We start from the raw sequence: 21,995 nt of genomic DNA, 5'->3' as shown, positions 1-21,995 counted from the left end.
ATTTAATCCTCACCATGTTTTAAAAGTATATTTTTCCCCTGTAGCAGCTTGATACTGACTTACACCACCAACATGAGAAATTCCATTATGTGCATCAGTTCTTACTAACTGCATTGTCCCCATTCCCGTTTTAGGGTCATAATCATCTAAATGGTGCCAAACATAACTGTTTCCATTTAGGCTAGGAGTTGAATTCTGCCCAAACCCAGCCTGACTCGCAGCTTTGAAATCGCCCTGATAATCACCAGTATATTTTATCTTCACTATCGGGTTAGCAGGGCTTCCATCGGGTTTAAGACGCTCAGGATTATTATAGAGCGCATTACTATTAGAATAATCTAAACCACCTCTTTCATTTCGTACTACACCCGTAAAGCCACGTTCTTTTAACTTAGCCTCTGGACATCCCGCCAACCCCAGCGGATCCACCCACTCCATCGGGTTATGCACATACCCCTGCGGCCTCAGTCCCCCTGCCAGCCCTATCGGGTCCGCCGAGATATACTGCCCCAGCGACGGGTCAAAATACCGATGCCGGTTATAATACAGCCCCGTTTCCGCGTCGTACACCTGCCCCTGATAGCGCAGCTCGCAGTACACTTCCTCGTTCGCCGCATCGCCCAGCCAGCGCCGTAACGGGATGGGGATTTTCTCTTCCCGGTGCGCGCCCCACAGCCCCTGCTCGCCCCGCCAGTGCACCTCGCCCGTCTCGCTGCACAGCTCCCGCGCCGTTCCCGTCAGGTCCGTCACGATGTAGTGCAGTTGCGTGCGCGCGTCCTTCTCCTCAACCTGCGCCAGCGGCCGGAAATTCCCCGGCTCGTACACCCACTGCACCGCCCGCGCCACGCTTCCGTCAGCACGGTACTGCGTCTGGCCCGACAACTGGTCGCCGTCCCACCGGTACGCCACCCGTGCTACCGCCTGCGCCGACGGCTCCTGACCCTCGCGCACCTTGCTGATTCGACGTCCAAACGCGTCGTAACGGTACCGCCACCGCACCCCGTCCGGCATCCTCACCCGCACCAGCCGGTCCTGTGCGTCCCACTCGAACTGCGTTTCCCGTGGCCGGAAACCGGCGCGGCTTTCCCGTTTGTTCACCAGCCGACCGCAGGCGTCGTACTGATACCGGCTGTCGCCACGCCTCACCACCCGCCCTGCCGCATCATACCCCGCAGAGGACTGCACCACCGCATTGGCCGTCGACAGCCTGCCTGCCCCGTCCGGCACTATCGCCGATACCTCGCACAGGTTCTGCTCGCTGTCGTAACCAAACAGCCGCGCCTGTTGCTGGCGACCCTGCTCGCGCCGCTCCGCCACCACCTGGCCCGTGCCGTTCAGCCGCAGCGCCTGCTCGCCCCAGTGGCTGTCGCTGATGCCCGTCAGACGGTCCAGCACGTCGTACTGGTAACGCCGCTCCAGCACCCCGCTAACACCTTCCAGTGCCTGACGCGACAGCAGCCCGGTGGCACTCCACTCGTGCCGCAACGCGAAGCCCGCCCCGTTGCTGCGCTGCCGCTCTTCTCCCGACGCCGTGTGACTGAATGTCAGCGGCTGGTGCGAACCGATGCCCAGCGTCGTCAGACGGCCCCCCTGCCACCCCAGGCTCAGCGACGCCAGCAGCCCCGACACCGCACTGCGTTGCCCCGCCGCGTCATACCCCGACGCCACCGCCTCGCCGTTGACCGTTTCACTCACCACCTGTCCGGCACGGTTGTACGCATACTCCACCACCGCGTCCGGGCTCGCCGCCTTCAGCAGCCGACCCGACAGGTCATACGCAAAGGTCGTCGTGCCTTCGCTGGCCCCGTCGGCCCGTACCGCCTCAATCGCGCTCAGCCGACCGCCCGCGTCATACCCGTACACCAGCCGGCTGCCGTCCGGGGCCTGTCGGCTCGCCAGTTGCCCCGCCACGTCGTAGTCATAACGGTACACCCGGCCGTCGTAATGCTGCTCCTCGCTGAGCCGACCCGCCGTGTCAAACCGGTACTGCCACGTCTGCCCCTGACTGTTGGTCACCCCGGCGAACGCTGACTCCGCATTATAATGATAGCGGACACTCGCCCCCAGCGGGTCGGTCGCCTCCAGCAGGTTGTCGAACGCGCCGTAGCGGAACTGGTAACGCTGGCCCAGCGCGTCCGTCACCGACGTCAGGTTCCCTTCACCGTCGTAACCAAACCGGGTTTCGCTGCCGTCTTCGTAAATCACCTTCTCCGGCGTCTCACGACCGCCTTCGTACACCCACCGCCGCACCTGCACGCCCTGCTCATGCGCAATGTGCCGCTCCGTCAGCCGGTCATGGCCGTCGTAGAAAAAGGTCACCGGCGAGGTGCCTTCCGCCTCCAGACGCTCCAGCAGCCCGCGACGGTTGTAGTGATAACGCTGCCCCCTGCCGTCCGGCCCGGTCACGCCGGATAACAGCCCCTGCGGCGAATAGCTGTGCTGCCACGTCCGCCCTTCCGGGTCGCTCACCGTTTCCACCCGCCCTGCCGCATCGCGGGTATAACGCCAGGTGCTGCCCATCGGGTCGGTATAGGCCAGCAACTGGCCGTCATCATCGTAATCATAGCGATACGTGGCCCCGTCCGGCAGGGTCACCGCCGTCACCTGTCCCCAGTCATTGCGCTGATATTCGGTGCGTCCGCCCAGCGGGTCAATCTCCGCCACCAGCTGGTTATCCACCCACTCGAAGCGGTATTCCCCGCCGTCCGGCTCCCGGCGCAGCAGAATGTTGTTGCGCGCATCGCGGACATAGGTGGTGACGCCACCAAACCCGCTGTGGTAATGGCTGGTGAAGGCGTCATCGTCGTAACGAAACTCGCCCGGCCAGAACCCGCCTGCCGTGCGGTCACGCCGCGAGCGACCCTCGGCGTCGTACTCGTGCTCAACCCAGGTGTGCGCTAAATCTGACCAGCGCAGCAGCCAGCCCTGCGGCGAGTAGTGATAGTCGAAATTGCGCCCTTCCCCCGCTCGCACGTTCAGCAAATAGCCTTGCGCATCATACTGATAACTGACCAGCATTTTCAGCGGCTGGCGGTGCTCGTCGCACAGCGTCAGCCTGGTTATCCGCCGCCGTTGTGTTTCCACGTGGACCAGCCGCCCGTCCGGTAGGCTAATCCAGCACAGTTCGGCGCGGTCCCACAACAAGGTGATGCGATTGCCCGACCGGTCTTCGATCGCGGTCAGGCACAGGTGCAGCCCCAACGCGTGCTCAAAGCGGTAGCACAGCCCGTCTACGTGCTGTAACACCAGTTGCCCTTGCTGGCGGCTCAGCCGCCATGACGGGTTGGACGCCGCCCGGCTCTGCTCCCCCTCTTCAGGCAGCACAAATACCGCCTGGTTGAATTCACCGTCGGTCAGCGTGGCGACACCACTTTCCAGCGTCAGGCTCATGTCCCAGTTGCTGCGCCACAACGCCCCCAGCAGTCCCGGCTTGCGCTCGCCGCCAGAGCGGTAATAGCGCTTCATCACCAGCGGCAACAGGCCACCGAGTGTGAAATCGGTGCGCCAATCCACCACATAGCCGGTCGCCATATCCACCGGCTCGCCTTCACTCTGGCAGTGTTTGCTGTTGGCGCTGCACGCCTTGTCGTCCTCCCCGGCTTTTTTCTTCTGTGAGGTGTTATCCAGATGCTCGCCCTTATTACTCCCGGCGTTGATGTCTTCCATCCCTTCCGATGACTGTTTCGGTTTCGCGGCCGGTTTGCTTTCACTGTGTGCCGAGGGTTTAGCGGACTGACTTTCTGCGTGCGTGGAGCTTTTGGGTGTAGCGGTTGCTTTGGGTGCAGCGGTAGCGTTGGCGATGCTGCCTTTCGGCCGGGGGGTGCCGGTCACACGGGTGACAACCTTGCCGATGAATTCATCAAATTTGGTTTCAATGTATGCCAGCGCGCTGTCATATTTGGCGATCAGCTTTTCCAGTGCAGTGATCATGGCGCTGAAGCTGTCTTTCATCAGCGATACGATCCAGTTGTTCTTCAACTTTGACTCGGCCAGCACTTGTTTGAGCGCCGCATGAATCTTCAGCAACAGATCTTTGGCCTGCGCGCCGTAATGTCGCAGTTCAGAACGCAGTTTGGTCAGCCCTTTGATCAGGTTACCGTCAGACAGGCTGCGGATAGTTTTGATGGCAAATTGCAGCTCTTTGGGGGTTGCCTCTTTGAGCGCACGGATGATCGCTCGTCCGCTGACCTTCAACGCATCACCCAGCCCAGGAATGACGCCGATGGCACAAAGCGCGCCTTCTGCGAGATGTAACGGGTCTTCCAGTTTTGCCGGCTCTTTATACGACTGCCAGCTCCACTCGCCAATCGCGTACACATCCATGGCCTGCCCGACCACGGGAATAAACCCCAGCGCGATTTCGCAAAACAGCATCAACGCCGCATTATCATCACCGCCTTTGTCCGCCACTTCTGCCGCCAGGCTGTGGTGAATTTTATTGACCGCCCGTTTAAGATCGCGGCTACCGCGATTAACCCGTTTATCCAGCTCCCAGAAGCGGTCATAGGATTTGCGGTACTCTTTGGGAATGGACGTAAATAGCCCGGCACCATCCACATCAACATGGCGATCGCTACTGTCGTCGGCGTCATAGCTCACCAGACCTTGCTTACGCAGCAACAAAAACAGCGTGAAATACTCACCTGCCAGCGTGGCATACGCCGGGTTCGACTGTAACACCGGGTTGTTTTCCACGGTTTCACGGGGAGTGAAGTCGTCAGAGCCTTCATCCAGCATCAGCGTGAAGCTAGCGCACCCCATGTCGTAGATTTTGCACAACCCGTTGGCATCGGTTTTGCCGTGAATTTCGGTCTTATTGCTGTCAATCAACACAAACGGTGCGTTGGGCACCGGCTTTCCCGAGTCATAGTGGTAATGAATCAGCACTTCGCAGCCACATTTGGCGCACCCACCCGAGATCTTGTTATCGGTGGAAAAATTCTGACTGGCGGCTTCTTCGCTCGACATCAGCGTCGCTTTTTTATTCTCGCTCATGAAAACGTCCTGTTAGATTATGCGTCGTCCAGTTGGTCAATTGCCGCCTGATACAGGCGATCCATCCGGTTTTGTGCGCCGATATACTCCGGCTGCGACAAAATGGTTTGTGCCCACGGCTGCTGAATGAAGTCAGGTGTCAGTTCGGTGGCAAGCGCCAGATAACGCACGATATCGCGGTCGTTGTTGAACCCCTGAATACGGGCTTGCTCAGTTTGCTGGTGGGTAAAATCCAGCAAGCTGTCGTCGTCGCTTTCCTGCCAACGCGCATGATGCTCTCGCAGGTGCGCCATGTAGCTTTCCAGCGTATTACGCAGCGAGGGGGCCAGCAGCGCCTGCCACTGCGCCTCACTGAGCGCACGCGGCAAGGTCTCCGGCAGATGGTGTGCGACGCGCTCCGTCAGGCTCAGACTTTGCAGGCTGCCGTCTGGCGCTAGCGCGCAAAATGTGGCGATCGGCCCGTACAGCGCGGTGGCTTCCTCTACCGTACTGGCGAACAACAACGGCTGAACCACCTGCCAGTCACTGACGCGCAGAATCGCGCTGTCGCCTTCCTGCGTAGCAACCAGGCTCCATTGGCGCAGGTGTTTCACCAGTTCCCGCAGTTGATCGAGCGGCGAGTAGGCCTGCATAAACCACGCCAGTTGCACGCCGATGCCCCATCCTTCCTGCGTTAGTACGTGCTCGCGCACCTGCGCCCAGTTAGTCGGGTGAACGGGAATGCAATACGGCGAGACCGACGCGTGCACCCGCCCGGCCTCCCCCCAATACAGCCGGGTCTGTTCCAGGCTTCCCCCCCATCGCTCCGCCAGCCAGGGCACGGCGTCGTTGAGTGCCGCCTCAGCAAGCACAAAACATCCTCCGGCGTTGAGCCGCGCCAGCCAGTCGGTTTCGGTTTCCGGTTGCAGCGTCAAAAAAGAGTGAGACAGACTCACGGCATAACCTCCGTCGTATCCGGTAATTCGTCCCGCATCCAGCCGGGCCGGTGATAATGAAGGCGAACATCGTCCACCCTGGCGGAGTCGGATTTGAAAATCCGAATGCTGTCGCCCAGTGAATAACGCTCAAGCAGATGTATAAAAACCGGGTGGTGGTAAAACTCGCTGCCAATCACCCAACGGTGAGCCGACCAGGCTTCACATTCCGCTTCCGAGGCTTGTGGGTACCACGCTTGTGCCAGCGCAATACCGCTGAGAAAGCGGCGTTTTACCACCTCAACATCCAGCTCGGCCCAGTACAGCGCACTGACATGCAGAAACAGTTCATTTGCCAGCCGGTGTAAGCGGTTGTCGTTGGATAACAGATAGAATTGGTAGCGATTCAGCGTGATCAGGTAGTCATCGTGCAGTGATGTCGACTTCAACGGCGTATTATCCGGTTTCGTTAGCACGTGATAGCGGCAAGGTGCCTCCGGCTCATCCTCTTTCAGTGGCAGATAGAGGCTGTTCAGTTGCCCCATAAACGCTGCCTGCTCGTCGTGATTCAGCGTTTGCCACCAGAGTTGCAGCACATCCGCCGCATAGCTGCGCAGCAGTGCCAGCGTGCCATCCGGATAACGGCAGCGCAGGCGTTGTTGCCAGAAATCAACCACACGGCTCAGGGGTTGATCGCTATGCATCAGCATCACCCCCTGATGGCGCGCCGGTTGTGTTTCCGCCAGCCAGTGCAACAGGGTTTCTCCCGGCTCGCCTTCTTCCACCAGCACCACCATGGGTGCCCAGTTCTGCCAGTCGTCACCGGCACCATCAAAACGCAAGGGATGCCATATCTGCGCCGCCCGTGGCTGAAAGGCGCGCCAGAAATCCAGCAGCTCCGGATAATGCATCGGGTCGACAATGGCATAGAGTGGCTGCGCGCAATGCTGACTGAGTTCAAACAGGGTATGGCCCGTTATTGGCATGATGTTCACTGGGATAATGAATATACCCTTCATACTTCAAGTTGCAGGTGTGTTGGCTGCGTTCGTTCACCCGAATCACTTACCTCAGTAAGCTCATCGGGATTCACTCACTTGCCGCCTTCCTGCAACTCGAATTATTTTGGGTATAGAGTTAACAAGCACGCCCAATAGCGTTATTCAGTTTTAAATAACGCTATTGGATCAGGAAAAATGAGAAATAACCGTAGAGAAAATTTGCCGTACCGCGTTACAACGCTATGCAATAGAATACGAGACAACCCGAAATGCTTTATTTACAGCGATTCACCTTTAGCGCGGCGTTCCCGTACTTCCTCTGGCGATAAAGGGGGGAATTTGATGCCGCGCTGTTGTAATAATTGTTTTACTTTCAGCGCCCAGGGATAATGTGGTGACCGATGATCCATAAGCGATAAACTGTCTTCTACCGTCCATGCCAGACTCGCCCCTGTCGCAGAATACGTATTAACATTAGCGCCGTGCTCTATTAGCCAATATGCGATTTCATATTGATTAATATAAGCAGCGTAATGTGCGCTCGTCGTTTTTTGACCATCAGTCAAATTCACGTCTGCACCACGCTCGACCAATAATTTGATATCAGCCCAACGTTCTTCATTAATCGCACTAAATAAGGCAGGTACCTTGTTGTGATCGAGAGAATTAGGATCACCACCGGCATCTAACATCATCTTCAACCATTCAGGCGATTTCGCACCAGCAACCATATTAACAGCATTATTTCCATTACCTGCACGGAAATTAGGATCTGCGCCTAGTTTTAATGCCAATTGAGTAGCAGATTTATCCTTTTGCATGACTAACCAAAGTAAAGGTGTAATTCCCTCTTTACCATGAATATTCAGATTCAGCCCCTGAGCAAGCTGACGCCGGGCTTCCGCTTCATCACCTTTGCGGACAGTTTGCAGTAATGTCGCCATCGGCGGCTGGAACAATTCACTGGCCTGCATACTGCGCCCTCCTACCTGACAGGCGGTTAACAGAGGCAGGCAAGCCAGCAGCCAGTGCCACCACTTCAAAGGGGCACTCCCTTAGCACGACGTTCCCGTACTTCCTCTGGCGATAAAGGGGGGAATTTGATGCCACGTTGTTGTAATAACTGTTTTACTTTCAGCGCCCAGGGATAATGTGGTGACCGATGATCCATAAGCGATAAACTGTCTTCTACCGTCCATGCCAGACTCGCCCCTGTCGCAGAATACGTATTAACATTAGCGCCGTGCTCTATTAGCCAATATGCGATTTCATATTGATTAATATAAGCAGCGTAATGTGCGCTCGTCGTTTTTTGACCATCAGTCAAATTCACGTCTGCACCACGCTCGACCAATAATTTGATATCCGCCCAACGTTCTTCATTAATCGCACTAAATAAGGCAGGTACCTTGTTGTGATCGAGAGAATTAGGATCACCACCGGCATCGAGCATCATTTTCAACCATTCAGGTGATTTCGCACCAGCGGCCATATTGACAGCCGTCGTGCCTGTCCCCGTCCGAAAATTAGGGTCCGCACCCAGCTTTAACGCCAGTCTGGTACCGGCCTGATCCTGCTGCATCATCAGCCACAACAGAGGGGTAATCCCTTCAGCACCCAATACGTTCAGGTTTACCCCCTGCGCCAACTGTTGTCGGGCTGCGGCTTCATCACCTTTCTGGATACTGGATAACATATTCACCATCGGTGGTTTAAAAAACTCACTGGCCTGCATATTCTGCCCTCCTGCCTGACAGGCAGTTAATATTCCAATAATCAGTATCCCCAACCATTTGAGCCATTGCATTACGCCCCCTTAAGTGCCTTAGTAATACTACCAATATCATCCTTTTTCTGGCTCTCAATACCCGCAATAACCTGATCCATACCATGGCGTGCTAACGGAGAGCCCCCCGATGCAGGCAACGGCATCATATTCCCGGCCGCTTTAGGCAAGGCCCCACTCAATAATGTCGCAGCGCCAGCAATTCCCCCCACTACAGCACCGACACCGCCTCCAAGCAATGCCCCTGCACCCGACAACAGTCCCGGCAATGCCGCTTTACCATACGTCTGAGCCATAGTCAGGATTTCACCATCTACAGCCTGGGTCTTTATTAGTGAATTGATTTTTTCCATAGCCAATCCACCAAATCGACTAACCGTATTCTCATGAAGTCCAGCGGCATTGAAGGTATACCCTTTCAAACCACTAGCACCTACACCAGCAGACCCTAATCCCCCACCCAAAGAATGACCAACAATAATTGTATCTTTGGGAAGAGTCTCTTTAACCTGCTTAGCAAGATACATTGCCTGTTTGTATTGTGCAGTTTCTTTCCCCATTCCTTGCGATAAATTGGTCATCCAATCTTGCTTTCCTGTCACAGCATTATTGGTTCCCCGGTATGTCAGCATGGTTTCGCCATTTATCGAGGATTTAAACAGCGCTGCGCCAAAGCCGGTATTTTTATCCATAAATACCGCATCTTTTAGCCCTGTCACGCTATCTGGATTAATCAAATCCAACCCGACGGGGGATTTAGGTAATACCGACCTCGCACCTCGTCGGAATTCATCCACAGAGTAAACATACTGCGCCGCTTCAGCACGCAAGATGCTGTCGTTATTAAACGCCAGTCGGGTGGCGGCGTCTTTCAGGCCCGGCATAGCCGATGCCTGTTGTGCCAGTTTGGCACGCGCCAGATAGCGATCTTTACGCTGTAATACGGTCAGCGCTTCATCCAGCACCGGTAGTTCGGCAGTCGCGGCCCACTCCATCATGGCGGGCAGCAACATCGGCGTGAGCGCCAGCAGTGGCGCGCGACTTTTTGCTGACTGTTCCGCACAGGATTTCACCGGTGACTGGTAAGGTGTGTCGCCAATAATCACATCCCCACTTCCTGCCGCCACCGACCCGCCGCAACCGATGGCATCACCGATACGGGCGGCCAGCTTACCGTTGATAATCACCGTGCCGGAACCGGCGGAAATCGCCCGACTGTGCACACCGTGCGGCATGTTCGGGCAGGGACAGGCGTGCAGCAATACCGCGTCGCCTTTACGCGCCGCCGGTTTGCCATTGATAATCACATCGCCACTGCCCGCAATGACCGGGGTAGCGGGAAAGCAGCCGTGACCAGCACAACTGTCTCCTAAACGTGCAGCTCCTGGCATGATGACTCCTTAACGCCGGTCCGGCGCATCGGGCAGCGTCGGTCTGGTGGGGGACTCGGGTTCGATGGACACTGGCGCCGTACCCGCCCCGGCGGAACCACCGTCGTTAATTTTCACCAGCGTGCCGGAAATGGTGACACCCGCGCCGTCAATCTTGATAAACCCGCCGGGCGCTTTAATGGTCAGCGATTGTCCGGCTTCCAGCACGATATCCGCCGCTTTAAGGTAACTGTCGGTATTCACTAACACGCGCTGATGTGCGCCGATTAAGGTCTCTTCCGAACCGGACAGCGTGGTCTGGCGGCTGCCGTCAATACGGGTAATCTCGCCGCCACCAATAAAGCGCTTGAACGACTGGGTGATGCGTTGCACGAAATGACGCCCGATTGACTGGTGGTGATCCTGACCAATCTGCTCAAAGTCATCCTGTCCGATGGTGCGATGGCTATGACGATCGACCCGCTGGAACTGGTCATTCGCCACGCTTAGATGTTGATCTAACCCGACACTCTGACGATGAATGTTGTTAATCACCGCATCCATGTCTTTTTGCGCGTGCAGATAGATTTGCTCCCGGGTCGCTTCATCTTCAAACCGCAGTTCGTTGAATCCGCTGCCTTTGTGCGTATCGGTGCGCAAGGTGGTGCGGGTTTTATGCTCCGGTAAGACATACGGCGTCGGGTTAGTCGCATGAAAGGTGCGACCGGTGATAATCGGCTGGTCCGGGTCGCCTTCCAGAAAGCTCACCACCACTTCATGGCCAATACGCGGAATGGCGATTAAACCGTACTGCCCCCCGGCCCAGCCCTGACTGACCCGTACCCAGCACGAGCTCTGGTCATCGCTGGCACCGTAGCGGTCCCACGGGAATTGCAGTTTCACCCGGCCAAATTTATCACAGTAAATCTCTTCCCCCGCCGGGCCGACAACCATGGCAATCTGCGGGCCGTCCACCATCGGTTTGTACGGCATGGCCGCACGCCAGGTGGTGGTGGCTTTCACTACCTCGAAACTGTTGCTGATGGTGGTCGGCTCACCACCGCTTTCCTCTTCCAGCGCCTGCGGCTGCTGGCCGCTGTGGGTCACCGCCACCACCTGCCAGGCCAGGTTAAACGCCGGGTTCGGGTGCTCTGTGAGGGTAAAGGTGCCACCCGGCCTCAGTTCGGCGGCATTCGACTCGCCCACACCGGTTATCGCATCCGCACGCAGCGCATCCAGCCGGTAGCCGGTAAACGCCTTGCCGCTCGGGTCCAGTTTGAAGCGGCCGGGGTAATCAAAGTGCTGGTAGGATTCGCGCTGGTGCGCCAGTTCGTTGCTGGTTTTCTTGTGCGACAGGCCATAGGCCGGGGTTTTGAAGCTATAATCCTTCAGTTCCACCTCAGCGGTGCTCACCGCTTCGGCGTAGCGGAAACGCCGCACATACGCCCCTTCGCTCAGCCCTTGCGTGGCGAGATTGAAAAACAGTTCCGGGCCTTTGCCGAGCGCACCGGCGTCATCGGCAAACACCACCCGGTGCTTACCGGCCTCAAACTCGTGGTAGTAGAACATCCCTTCTTCTGCAGCCAGCCGGTTGATGAACGCCAGGTCGCTTTCACGGTACTGCACGCAGTATTCACGTGCCGCATGCTCGTGGCGCAGGGCAAAGGCAAAGTCGCTGATACCGGCTTCCTGCAACAGTTCGGTGATGATTTCATCCGGTTTTTTGGTCTGGAAGATGCGGGCGTTGGTGCGCAGACCGAGCCGCCACAGCGCCGGGCGCACCTCGGCCTGATAGCGGGTGCGGCGAAAACCGGTGTCGCCCTGGGCAAAGCGGCTGACGATACCGCTGACCCGGCGCTGCAGTTCGCCTTCGTACCACACCAGCAGCTCGCATGGCTGGTCCAGCACCGCGCCGAAGTCGATATCCGCCTGACTGCTGGCAAGGCTCAGCGACAGCGCAAACGGCTGGTTCAGCGCCTCGCTCAGCTCAAAATCCACCACCGCGAAGGTGGTGTCCGCCAATGCGCCGATTTTCACGGTAAACTGCAATCCTGTACTGTTGGCCACCCTGCTTCCTCCTTTCCCCGGCTCCATAGCTACCGCACACCCGGTCTGTGCCGAGTGTCAGTGCATTTATCACGATGAGTACCGCTGCACTCAGCGATGGGGGCACCATCGCTCAGCACAGACAAAAACAGAAAAACCCGGACCGGAGTCCGGGTTGATGGCCATTACGCTTCGATCGGCGCGCGCCAGTCGTCAGAGCCGGAGGTCCCGGCCACGGTGTGTTCCCAGTCGATTTTGCGGTACGCCAGCGACACTTCGATCAGCTGGGTGTAATCCTGCTTGGACGGGTCCTGGCAGTGCGGCATCTGGTTGTTGATGTCGACGATGGTGGCGTCGGTCAGTTTGGTGGTGAAGAAATGCTCCTGCTTGCCTTCGACAGAGGTGCGGTACCACTTCAGGGTCACGGTCGGCAGCATTTCGCCGGAGGCCAGCGCGTTATACAGCAGCGGGACGGCTTTGTTCAGCGCGACGGTGAACTTGAACGGCTTGTGCACGCGCTGACCGGCAGGCTGGCCGGACTGCGGGTCGGTCGGGACGGTGACGATGTGTTTGAATTCCTGAACCAGCATCTCGTCTTCGTGGCCCTGCACATAGATGTTGCCGACAGAGTCGGAGGTGAAGGCACCGGCAGTGATGTTGCCCTGGGTTTTACCTTCGATGCTGATATAACATGGGGTTGGCATAGTCTTGCTCCTTGTTGTTGAACGATTAGATGTGACTTCACCCGTTCATAAAGCAATGACTATGCCAACTTTTATATTATTGTTTTTAAAAAGAAAAGTAATTTTGTCATTTTCCCTAAGTCAAATTTGAGCAAAAAATTGCGCAGACTTCCCGAAAAAACGGCATCCATTGCGCAAACAGGGATTTATGCTGGAAAGTGAGCAAGAAATTGCGCAGATTTTGTGTTTATTCTGCAACAGATTAAAAACAGAACGACAACATAGCCATTTTTCGTGATATTCATCACACTTAACTGTCCTGCAAAAATGCCAGCCCCCCATTTTTCAAATTCACTTTTCTCCCATCGTGCCGTGATGTGCGCTGTGCCACAATGAGCCCACGGTATGGCATCCGCCATCGCATCAATCGCCACAAGTAAAGGAGTGAAGATGAGTTATGCACCTGGCGCTGGCTTGTCCGCCAGCGAAGCGCTGGACCAGTTGGAAGCGCTGTATGAGCGCTCAGTCAAAGCGCTGCGCACCGCAATCGGTGATTTTATTACTCACGGTACTCCGCCAGATGCCGAGGCTCGCGCCAATGGGCTGTTTGTTTACCCGGAACTGCGTATCAGTTGGGATGGGCTGTCGCAAAAGCACAGCAAGACCCGTGCCTACGGTCGCCTTACCCACGGCGGCAGTTACCGCACCACGGTCACACGGCCACAGTTGTTCCGCCACTATCTGGCAGAGCAACTGGCTATTTTGGAGAACGATTATTCAGCAACTATCGACGTGGTGCCGTCAGACAAGGAGATCCCTTATCCGTATGTGATCGATGGCGCGAACCTAAAGCTGGACCGTTCGATGAGTGTCGCACTGGCGCAGCATTTCCCTACCCCGTCGCTGGCACTGATCGGTGATGAAACCGCCGACGGTCTGTTGCAGACACTCGATCATTTCCCGTTGTCGCATTTCGATGCGCTGCGTACTGATTTCTCGCTGGCTCGCCTGCGCCACTATACCGGCACCCGCGCCGAGCACTTCCAGCCGTTCGTGTTGTTTACCAACTACACCCGATACGTCGATGAGTTCGTGCGATGGGCCTGCGATCAAATTACCGATCCCGCCAGCCCGTATCAGGCGCTAGCCTGCGCAGGTGGCGCGCTGATCACCGCCGATACGGAAAACCCACAGCAGGCGGTGTCGGATTTGGCATGGAAAAACCACCAAATGCCTGCTTATCACCTCATCTCACGCGAAGGACGGGGCATTACGCTGGTGAACATCGGCGTTGGGCCGTCGAATGCAAAAACCATCTGTGACCATCTGGCGGTATTACGGCCACACGCCTGGCTGATGATCGGCCATTGTGGCGGCCTGCGGGAAAGTCAGAGCATCGGCGATTATGTGCTGGCGCACGCTTACCTGCGCGATGACCATGTGTTGGATTCAGTACTGCCGCCGGATATCCCGATCCCCAGCATCGCCGAAGTACAGCGCGCGTTGTACGATGCCACTAAACAGGTCAGCGGCATGCCAGGTGAAGAAGTGAAACAGCGCCTGCGCACTGGCACTGTGGTGACCACCGACGACCGCAACTGGGAGCTGCGCTATTCCGCCTCAGCGTTGCGTTTCAACCTCAGCCGGGCAGTCGCGGTCGATATGGAAAGCGCGACTATCGCCGCGCAAGGGTATCGCTTCCGAGTGCCATACGGCACCTTGCTGTGCGTGTCAGATAAGCCACTGCATGGGGAGATTAAACTGCCCGGACAGGCAAACCGCTTCTATGAGGGCGCGATTTCCGAGCATTTGCAGATTGGCATTCGCGCGGTAGACCTGCTGCGCGCTGAGGCAGAACACCTGCATTCGCGCAAACTGCGCACCTTCAACGAGCCGCCTTTCCGGTAATATCCAAGACCGCTCCCGGCCCACGGGAGCGGTTAGCGCGGATTACCGGCCCGGATATATATTGATGTTATGACGTATTACATGCACCCGGCACAACTGGTGCAGCGCCAGTCATGCGGATTCACCGCCTGATAGAAAAAGCGAAAATAGTCTTCCTCAATCGGTACCTGATGCTGTTCAAAACAGTCCGCCAGCCAGTCGACGTTTTCCAGTATCCAGTCGTCTTCATCCAACCCATCACGGTAAAGCTCATCTTCAGGATCAATCACCGAATAAATCCCCAGCGTTCCTAAATGCTGATCGCGATATTTCTCTGGCAACTCAAATTCGCGCTCCAGATAATGAATGATCCAATGACCATGACACAAAAGATTACCGTTTCGGCTCCATGACGCCGTAAAAGGATTGACCCTCATTTTCTAAAACCCGATAAATATCATTCTAATCGACCTTAACTCATTCGGGTTGCCATACAACACCCCAACAATCCCTGGATGAATATCCCGGCGCGAATAATACAATCAGTCGGAGAAGAAAAATATATGGATATAAACCTATAACCCTCAATGGGTAAATGATGAATGCATTGATAAAAAACACTGTACTTGCCATTACCCTCTCATGAGGAATGAGGAGCCAGGTTGTGGTCAGAACCTATTCTGTTCAAAGGCATGTGCTTTTTTTACTCATACCACGAAGGGATAACCTACCGGTGCGCTTCCCCTCCCAACAGCTCCCTGCGGTTATCAACATGGGTGTCGTACAAGAATATTGATGCGCCGCAAACGTTTATCCACAGAATCGTTTTATAAATGACTGTGAGGTTTTACCTGTGGTAGTCAGGTTTTACAAATGGGCAGTCAGGGTTACAAATGATAATCAGGTTTACAAATGAGAGTCGGCCCGTTGTGCCCAGCAGGTAGAGATGGGTAAGACTTATGGTCTATGATGGGAAGGCTGTCACGTTGCCCGGTAAGAGCCTATCCCAGTAGGTGTTATTGGCGCAGCCAGTTTGGACTCGGGAAGCCGCGGAGAACCCGCAGCGTACACGGAGTACGTGAGGAGTTCGAGCACTGCCCAGGGCCAAAATGGCCAGTGAAATAGCCCTAATGGGATAGGCTCTAAGTGAGCACATGCCGGACAGCTGTTCATAGCGAATGCATACGCGATTGACACAAAGGAGAGCGTTATATGTCAGGCAGTAAGAAGAAAAAAAGTCCGATTGGTCTTGATGTACAGCAGTCTGAGAAAATTTCCGCCAAACTGAACACCTTGCTGGCCAACTACCAGATTCTTTACATGAATGTGCGCGGCTATCACTGGAATATTTCCGGCGCAGCCTTCTTCGAACTTCATGCCAAGTTTGAGGAAATCTACAACGAACTGCTGCTGAAAATTGATGAACTGGCAGAGCGTATTCTGGCGCTGGGCGGACAGCCGTTGCATGCGTATAGCGACTATCTGAAAGTGGCGGATATCAAAGAAGACGTCAACGCTACTGATGGCAAGAAAACGCTGGAAGGGCTGCTGGCGGGTTACGCCGTGCTGTTGCAACAACAGCGGGAAATCCTGCCACTGGCGGCAGAAGCCAGTGATGAGGGCACCGCGTCACTGATGACCGATTACATCCAGGAGCAGGAAAAACAAATCTGGATGTACAACGCCTACCTGAAATAATGCGAGCCTGATGGCTCCTAATTACCCCGTCCAATGCGGGCGGGGTCACCCATCTATGCTGTAGCGATTATCCCATTGCTAAGATGGCATTTAGGCTGTGCCGATCCCTCATTGTAACGCACCTTCAGATATAAAGTTTAAATCAACCCCAAACAGAACGATAATAAGCTGGCATTTATTATTTTCGCTAAATCAATACTCAACAGCCAGGGGGTTATGATTTTTATTTTTCTCACCATCACTATAATCCCCAGCCATATACAGTGCGAGTGTTGATGATATCGCCTGTTAGCATGACAGGGTTCTTGAGCTTGAGTATTACGGTAATGCATTGTTATCGGGCATCCGCTCCCCTGTAGTTATTTTTAGCGCGCTTTCACAGGGGAATGTTCATGGAAAATACATCTGCATTGTCATTATTTTTTCATCTGCTAAACGGCAATTTTCTCTCTGAAAAAATCTGGCAAAAAACGGATATAAAAGCCAAATTCTTATTACGCTCATTATTAATGCCGTCGATTACGCTGCGTTATCTGAATAATATTATTAAAATTCCCGCAATGCAGAAAGCGGTAAGAATCCGGCCGATGTTACCAACCAAGATTCATCGCCCGTATCTGTCCGCCACGCTATGTGCAGCTGAGCGCGCTGATGCTATTTGCGCGCATTACACGTTTGTGGAGCAACTGGCTAACCCGTTTCTGAAACAGGCGCTGCTTAGCCTGGATGACTACTGTCTGGCACGGTTTTTCGGCAAGAACGGCGAAAATTTTTCGCTGATTTGCAGCGCTTCGCGTTATGACAAAGAGGGGGAAGCCACCCTGCGTATTCGCTACAACGATGTGGTATTGGCATCACTGACGTTTTCCGTGATACGTGACCAGAACCAGCCCACCATCATGATTGGTGGCTTGCAGGGGAAAGGTAGTGAACAAACGCGTGAACTGACCAAAGACGCGTCGAAAGCCTGCTTTGGGGTATTTCCCAAACGCCTGTTGCTGGAATGCCTGCTGACTGTTGCGTCGCTCACCGGTATCAACCGTATTCTGGCGGTAGGCGATGAAAATCATGTGTATCAGAACCTGCGTTACAGCTACCGTAAAAATAAAGTTCGCTTTTCCAGTTACAGCGAATTCTGGCTTTCCGTTAACGCAAGCAGAAACGCACAGGGGTTGTACCAACTTCCGCTGACGATTACACGCAAAACGCTGGAAGAATTACCCAGTAAGAAACGAGCCCAGTACCAACGCCGTTATCAGTTACTCGATGATATCAACACCCAAATCCAACATAATCTGGGTCATATTGCGTCATCAGACAGGTTACATCGCATCGCCAGTTAACGTCCGCGATACCGAGGAAAGCCATTACCGGGGAAAATTCTGTTCCCCGGTATGCCATACCGATTACGCAAACCCACCATTGCTGCGAACCACTTGACCGTTGATCCACCCTCCTTCCTGCCCAACCAGAAAAGCCACGATATTGGCGATATCCTCCGGTTCTCCCAGCCTTTCCAATGGTGTCATGGCTGTAATCGCCGCGACTTGTGCCTCGGTTTTACCGTTAAAAAACAGCTCCGTCGCCACCGGTCCTGGCGCTACCGCATTCACCGTAATCTCCCGGCCACGCAGTTCGTTCGCCAGCACCCGCACCAATCCTTCAACCCCCGCCTTAGACGCGATATAAGGGCCATAACCGGGCAACGCTCGGGCAATCACGCTGGTCGATAGCGCGATAATTCGCCCGCCGTTTTCCACCTGTCGGGCCGCTTCACCCAGCACAATGAATGCACCACGCAGATTGGTCGCCATCATCTTGTCGAACTGCGCCACATCGCCATCCGCAATCGGTGTGTTCGCCATCACACCGGCGCTGTTGATCACCGCATCAATACGTCCGAATTGCGCTTTCGTCTGCAAAAACAGCGACGCCACCTGCTCGGGTTCGTCCACCTGCGCCTGAATCGGCAGCGCGTGCCCACCCATGTCGTGAATCAGACTCACCACCTCGTCGGCCTGCTGGTGTTGCCGGGCAAAACTCACCACCACCCGCCAGCCTTGTTGTGCCAGCTTGAGTGCGATCGCTCGGCCGATACCCCGCGACGCGCCTGTAACAATCGCCACATTGGCGTCCTGGGTGTGATCTTGCTGGATGGGTTCTTGTTGGATGTACTGTTGCATTGCGGTTCTCCTGTTGTATCGGGATGAAAACAGGCAAGGCTTGCAGCGACCTGACCTCTTGCAGGAGATCCTATCCGGATGCCAATAGAGGATAAAGATGGATAAATGGATATGATTATTCCATTTTTACTTACAGTAATGTCGAGACGATAACTATCACGACTCAGAAATATCACGACTCACATGCAGCGCATAGCGGTGCATCACGGCAAGTGTCGCCGGTACTGGTACAGGAAGAGCGTCGCAGGCAACCGTATCAGGCAGCAAGGCCGCCTGATTAATCGCGTGTTCAACCGAGGCGGCAACACCACGTCGCCATCCGTGTTGCCCGAGCACGGCAAACCGTAGCGTGCAATCCTCGTCATCCGTCTGGCTGTCGATCACCACCAGCTGGCTATGCTGCGCGCTTTCTCCGATATAACGCGATAGCGCTGCCGCGCCAAAAATACGCACCGTTTCCCATACCTCCAGCGGCGTCTCCCCGGCAGACACGTCCAGATACATCAACGCATCAGCGGATACCACGATGAGGGGTGGCTGATGCCGCAAAAAAGTACAGGCTACACGCCCCAGGCCGGGAATAGCTAACCATTCAAACGGATGACCGGTAATCAGTAAAGGATGTGTGGATAGCATCACTGCTCGTCTCTTCCTATTTCACTGGATGTTTATCTTGTCACTATATTGTATTTTATTATTAAAAAAGACAATCAATGAAATGACAACATCAATCAGAAAGCCAAAAAAAATCGAGTTCGCAGTTCAGGAGCGCTTTTAACGCTGATAAAAGACAATTTTTCGCATACCACTGCCAGCCTGATGGGGAACAGGTATAATCACCGACTGGTTATTCAGGCAGGTAAGGAACCATGACAACCCTCACTCCATTGCAGGCACGCATCGTGCGTGATGTCATCAGCTATGTCAGACGCGAACAACTCGCGGTGGGGCATCATCTAGTCGAGTCAGCATTGGCGCAGGCGCTCAATACATCACGCACACCGGTTAAACAGGCGATGCACTACCTGATGGATAAAGGCATGGTGACGTATGATCGCAATCGTGGTTTTTTTCTGGCGCAACATGCTTCTCAGTTGGGTGAACTGGTGGCTGAAGTCCTGGGGCAAGCCGAAGACCCGCTCTATCGCCAGTTGGCGGAGCGGCGCATCACCCGCCAACTGCCGGAACAATTTTCAGAAATGGAGTTGATGCTCGAATTCAGCGTTACCCGTCCGGTGTTGCGCAAAGTACTGCTGCGCTGTCAGCAGGAAGGCTGGTTGGAGCATATGGCGGGTCAGGGCTGGCGCACACTGCCGGTGATCGATTCCGTAGAAGCGTACGAAGAAAGCTACGCGCTGCGCGCTATCATCGAACCAGCGGGTTTGCTGTCCACGACGTTTCATATTACGCCGCACATGCTGGCGCATTGTCGTAAACAACAGGAGTATCTGGCCGAAGATGGCTACCTGACGATGACGGCCATGGAAATGTTTGATGCCAGCTCCGGGTTCCATGACACGCTGGCCGTCTGCTCAGGCAACCGTTTTTTGCTGCAAACCATTCGCCATCTGGCGCGATTACGACGGCTGGTGGAGTACCGCAAAGAAAGATTCCGCCCTCAACGCAGGCATCAGGCGCAGGAGCATCTGCAAATTATTCACTATCTGGAGCAAGGCGATCGGTTAAGTGCCGCCGACTTTATGCGTACGCATCTGGAACAAGCGCGACGCAAAGCGGTTACCCCCACACTGTTCATGCCGCTGTAATACGGTTCAGGCACAGACCGTACAACCGCGGCCATTATCCTTAGCCTGATACAACGCGGTATCCGCCGCTTTCAGCCAGACCCGGTAATCCTCCATGCCGGGATGAAACTCGACCAGCCCAACACTAATGCTGACCTGCAGCGCCGGGGCCTGGTGCAGTTGTATGCCGTGCAGATATTCGCGTAGTTGCTGGATAATATGTTCTGCTTCAGCGGTCGGTGTCTGTGGCAGCACCATTCCGAACTCATCACCGCCAAAACGGCCAGTGATGTCTGATTGCCGCAACGTCGATTTAATGCCGCTACTGAGCAATAAAATCACGTCATCTCCAACATGATGGCCGAAACTGTCGTTAATACGCTTGAAGTGATCGATATCCAGTAATGCCAGTGTCGCTACCTGCTGACAACGTACACACAGTTCAAACTCACTTTTTAGCAACTGCTCCCAATGATGCCGGTTGTACAGCCGGGTCATGCCGTCATGGATGCTGATCTCCCGCAACTGGCGTTTATGTTCCGCCAGTTTGATGGCGGTACGATACGTCACCAGGCCCACCAGTATGGGGTAGATAAGTAACATCGGCAGGCAAAAGTAGATCTGCTCAGGCGTCGTCGCAAACACAATCGGCCGGTGAGCCAGCCAGAGAATCGCCGCTACGGTGATCAGTTGAATAGCCAGTCCCTGCACAAAAAGCCGCAACCCACCGGCAGCAATATTGTTCATTCCCATCATCGATATGATCAACACGGACGGCAGAGAATTCAGGCCCATCATGCCAATCCAGATACCGCCCATACAGGCATCAAATCGCAGATTGCACTGCTCGAAGCGCATCGGATCGTCTGCCCGGCTGGCGAGCCACAACGCCAAATGTGGCCAGAGAAAACCGTTGAAAAACAATACGCCCCACACCCACATGGGTTGGGTCAGGTTATACAAAACAGCGGCAACGTAAAAAAAACCCAGCCCCAATCCCATCAGGCGAGGAATATAAACACGTCTGGCAAACGCCAGTCCCGAACGGCGTTGATCACGTTCAGCCGGTGTAAAGACAAATGCCGAACTCATGCCCATTCTCCTTTTTATAATCATTATCATGAGGGACATGCCGACATTATTCCAAATTCCCGTTCAGAGCGCTTCATTTAAGAGACAATTTTGCTTAAAACAGAGTGAACCCATGTAATGTGTTAAATAATCCGCGCGATAACCTGAATATCGCGCAAGCGCATCACCAGCGAGCGTGCATTATCGGCATGGAATCAGACGATTGCATGATAGGGAAAAGAGAAAGAGGGGAAAAACAGTAAGGAAGGACACTGCAGAAGGGGGTGATACGCGGCCAGTCCACAGGGGGAGAACCGGCCGCGGGGACATCAGGGATGATCCGCTCCGTTTACGGGCTGATAATGAAAACCACCGTGGCCGCCATGGCCGCCACCGGGTCCTCCCCACGGGGGTGGAAAGATACAACCGCTCAGGCTCGCAATGAATGCCAGCAAACCGACCATTTTGACGACACTTTTCATGATTCACCTCACTATCAACGGGTGTCATCATAGGGATGCCGCTCGCAGGCAACAAGCCAGGTATTAATAAAAAATCAATTAGTTACACAACCTTTCATTGCCTACATCCCACTATCGTAAAACGATCGCATTCC

Annotated in this window: 16 protein-coding genes; 4 read left to right on the top strand and 12 right to left on the bottom strand. The window is 54.9% G+C overall.

The window, feature by feature from the left end:
- Positions 1-9: 9 nt before the first annotated feature.
- From DZE2538_RS06180 to DZE2538_RS06145, 8 genes are all read right to left on the bottom strand, one after another.
- Positions 10-4,995 (bottom strand): RHS repeat-associated core domain-containing protein, encoded by a 4,986-nt coding sequence (locus DZE2538_RS06180; protein ID WP_080638956.1) that lies wholly within the window; start codon positions 4,993-4,995, stop codon positions 10-12.
- A 17-nt stretch (positions 4,996-5,012) separates the two neighbouring features.
- On the bottom strand, positions 5,013-5,930 hold the full coding sequence (locus tag DZE2538_RS06175) for a DUF4123 domain-containing protein (RefSeq protein ID WP_038915846.1): 918 nt from the start codon (positions 5,928-5,930) through the stop codon (positions 5,013-5,015).
- Positions 5,927-6,895, bottom strand: a complete 969-nt coding sequence (locus DZE2538_RS06170) for a DUF4123 domain-containing protein (protein ID WP_038917110.1) — start codon at positions 6,893-6,895, stop codon at positions 5,927-5,929. The genes DZE2538_RS06175 and DZE2538_RS06170 overlap by 4 nt, the downstream gene beginning before the upstream one ends.
- A 293-nt stretch (positions 6,896-7,188) precedes the next feature.
- Entirely contained in the window at positions 7,189-7,953 is a 765-nt protein-coding gene (locus DZE2538_RS06165) for an ankyrin repeat domain-containing protein (RefSeq protein WP_038915845.1), read from the bottom strand.
- A complete protein-coding gene (locus DZE2538_RS06160) occupies positions 7,950-8,717 on the bottom strand; it encodes an ankyrin repeat domain-containing protein (RefSeq protein ID WP_071603562.1) in 768 nt (255 codons plus the stop codon). The genes DZE2538_RS06165 and DZE2538_RS06160 overlap by 4 nt, the downstream gene beginning before the upstream one ends.
- Positions 8,717-10,087, bottom strand: a complete 1,371-nt coding sequence (locus DZE2538_RS06155) for a PAAR domain-containing protein (protein WP_038915842.1) — start codon at positions 10,085-10,087, stop codon at positions 8,717-8,719. The genes DZE2538_RS06160 and DZE2538_RS06155 overlap by 1 nt, the downstream gene beginning before the upstream one ends.
- A 9-nt stretch (positions 10,088-10,096) precedes the next feature.
- A complete protein-coding gene (locus tag DZE2538_RS06150; RefSeq protein WP_038915841.1) occupies positions 10,097-12,133 on the bottom strand; it encodes a type VI secretion system Vgr family protein in 2,037 nt (678 codons plus the stop codon).
- 164 nt (positions 12,134-12,297) lie between these two features.
- A complete protein-coding gene (locus DZE2538_RS06145; RefSeq protein ID WP_012883992.1) occupies positions 12,298-12,816 on the bottom strand; it encodes an Hcp family type VI secretion system effector in 519 nt (172 codons plus the stop codon).
- A 429-nt stretch (positions 12,817-13,245) separates the two neighbouring features.
- Between DZE2538_RS06145 and DZE2538_RS06140 the strand changes: the two genes are divergently transcribed.
- On the top strand, positions 13,246-14,703 hold the full coding sequence (locus DZE2538_RS06140) for an AMP nucleosidase (RefSeq protein WP_012883991.1): 1,458 nt from the start codon (positions 13,246-13,248) through the stop codon (positions 14,701-14,703).
- A 77-nt stretch (positions 14,704-14,780) separates the two neighbouring features.
- On the opposite strand, the gene DZE2538_RS06135 is transcribed toward DZE2538_RS06140, so the two are convergent.
- Positions 14,781-15,119, bottom strand: a complete 339-nt coding sequence (locus tag DZE2538_RS06135) for a hypothetical protein (RefSeq protein WP_023639300.1) — start codon at positions 15,117-15,119, stop codon at positions 14,781-14,783.
- Between the two features lie 775 nt (positions 15,120-15,894).
- On the opposite strand from DZE2538_RS06135, the gene DZE2538_RS06130 reads away from it, so the two are divergent.
- Entirely contained in the window at positions 15,895-16,380 is a 486-nt protein-coding gene (locus DZE2538_RS06130; RefSeq protein WP_016941869.1) for a Dps family protein, read from the top strand.
- A 392-nt stretch (positions 16,381-16,772) separates the two neighbouring features.
- Positions 16,773-17,723 (top strand): VirK/YbjX family protein, encoded by a 951-nt coding sequence (locus tag DZE2538_RS06125; protein ID WP_038915840.1) that lies wholly within the window; start codon positions 16,773-16,775, stop codon positions 17,721-17,723.
- 63 nt (positions 17,724-17,786) lie between these two features.
- On the opposite strand, the gene DZE2538_RS06120 is transcribed toward DZE2538_RS06125, so the two are convergent.
- Both DZE2538_RS06120 and DZE2538_RS06115 read right to left on the bottom strand, forming a co-directional pair.
- The gene (locus tag DZE2538_RS06120; protein WP_050568656.1) at positions 17,787-18,563 is read right to left on the bottom strand and encodes an SDR family oxidoreductase; all 777 of its coding nucleotides are present in this window, start codon (positions 18,561-18,563) and stop codon (positions 17,787-17,789) included.
- Between the two features lie 156 nt (positions 18,564-18,719).
- Entirely contained in the window at positions 18,720-19,199 is a 480-nt protein-coding gene (locus DZE2538_RS06115; protein WP_038915839.1) for a hypothetical protein, read from the bottom strand.
- 233 nt (positions 19,200-19,432) lie between these two features.
- On the opposite strand from DZE2538_RS06115, the gene DZE2538_RS06110 reads away from it, so the two are divergent.
- Positions 19,433-20,329 (top strand): GntR family transcriptional regulator, encoded by an 897-nt coding sequence (locus DZE2538_RS06110; RefSeq protein ID WP_023639295.1) that lies wholly within the window; start codon positions 19,433-19,435, stop codon positions 20,327-20,329.
- 6 nt (positions 20,330-20,335) lie between these two features.
- Here the strand turns inward: DZE2538_RS06110 and DZE2538_RS06105 are convergent, their stop codons facing one another.
- Positions 20,336-21,400, bottom strand: coding sequence for a diguanylate cyclase (locus DZE2538_RS06105; protein ID WP_038913493.1), 1,065 nt, complete (start codon positions 21,398-21,400; stop codon positions 20,336-20,338).
- Positions 21,401-21,995: the final 595 nt, after the last annotated feature.

Source organism: Dickeya zeae NCPPB 2538 (genome assembly GCF_000406165.1).
GTDB classification, from domain to species: domain Bacteria; phylum Pseudomonadota; class Gammaproteobacteria; order Enterobacterales; family Enterobacteriaceae; genus Dickeya; species Dickeya zeae.
Note: the sequence above shows the minus strand (reverse complement) of the source record. Positions and strands in the feature narration are given on the sequence as shown.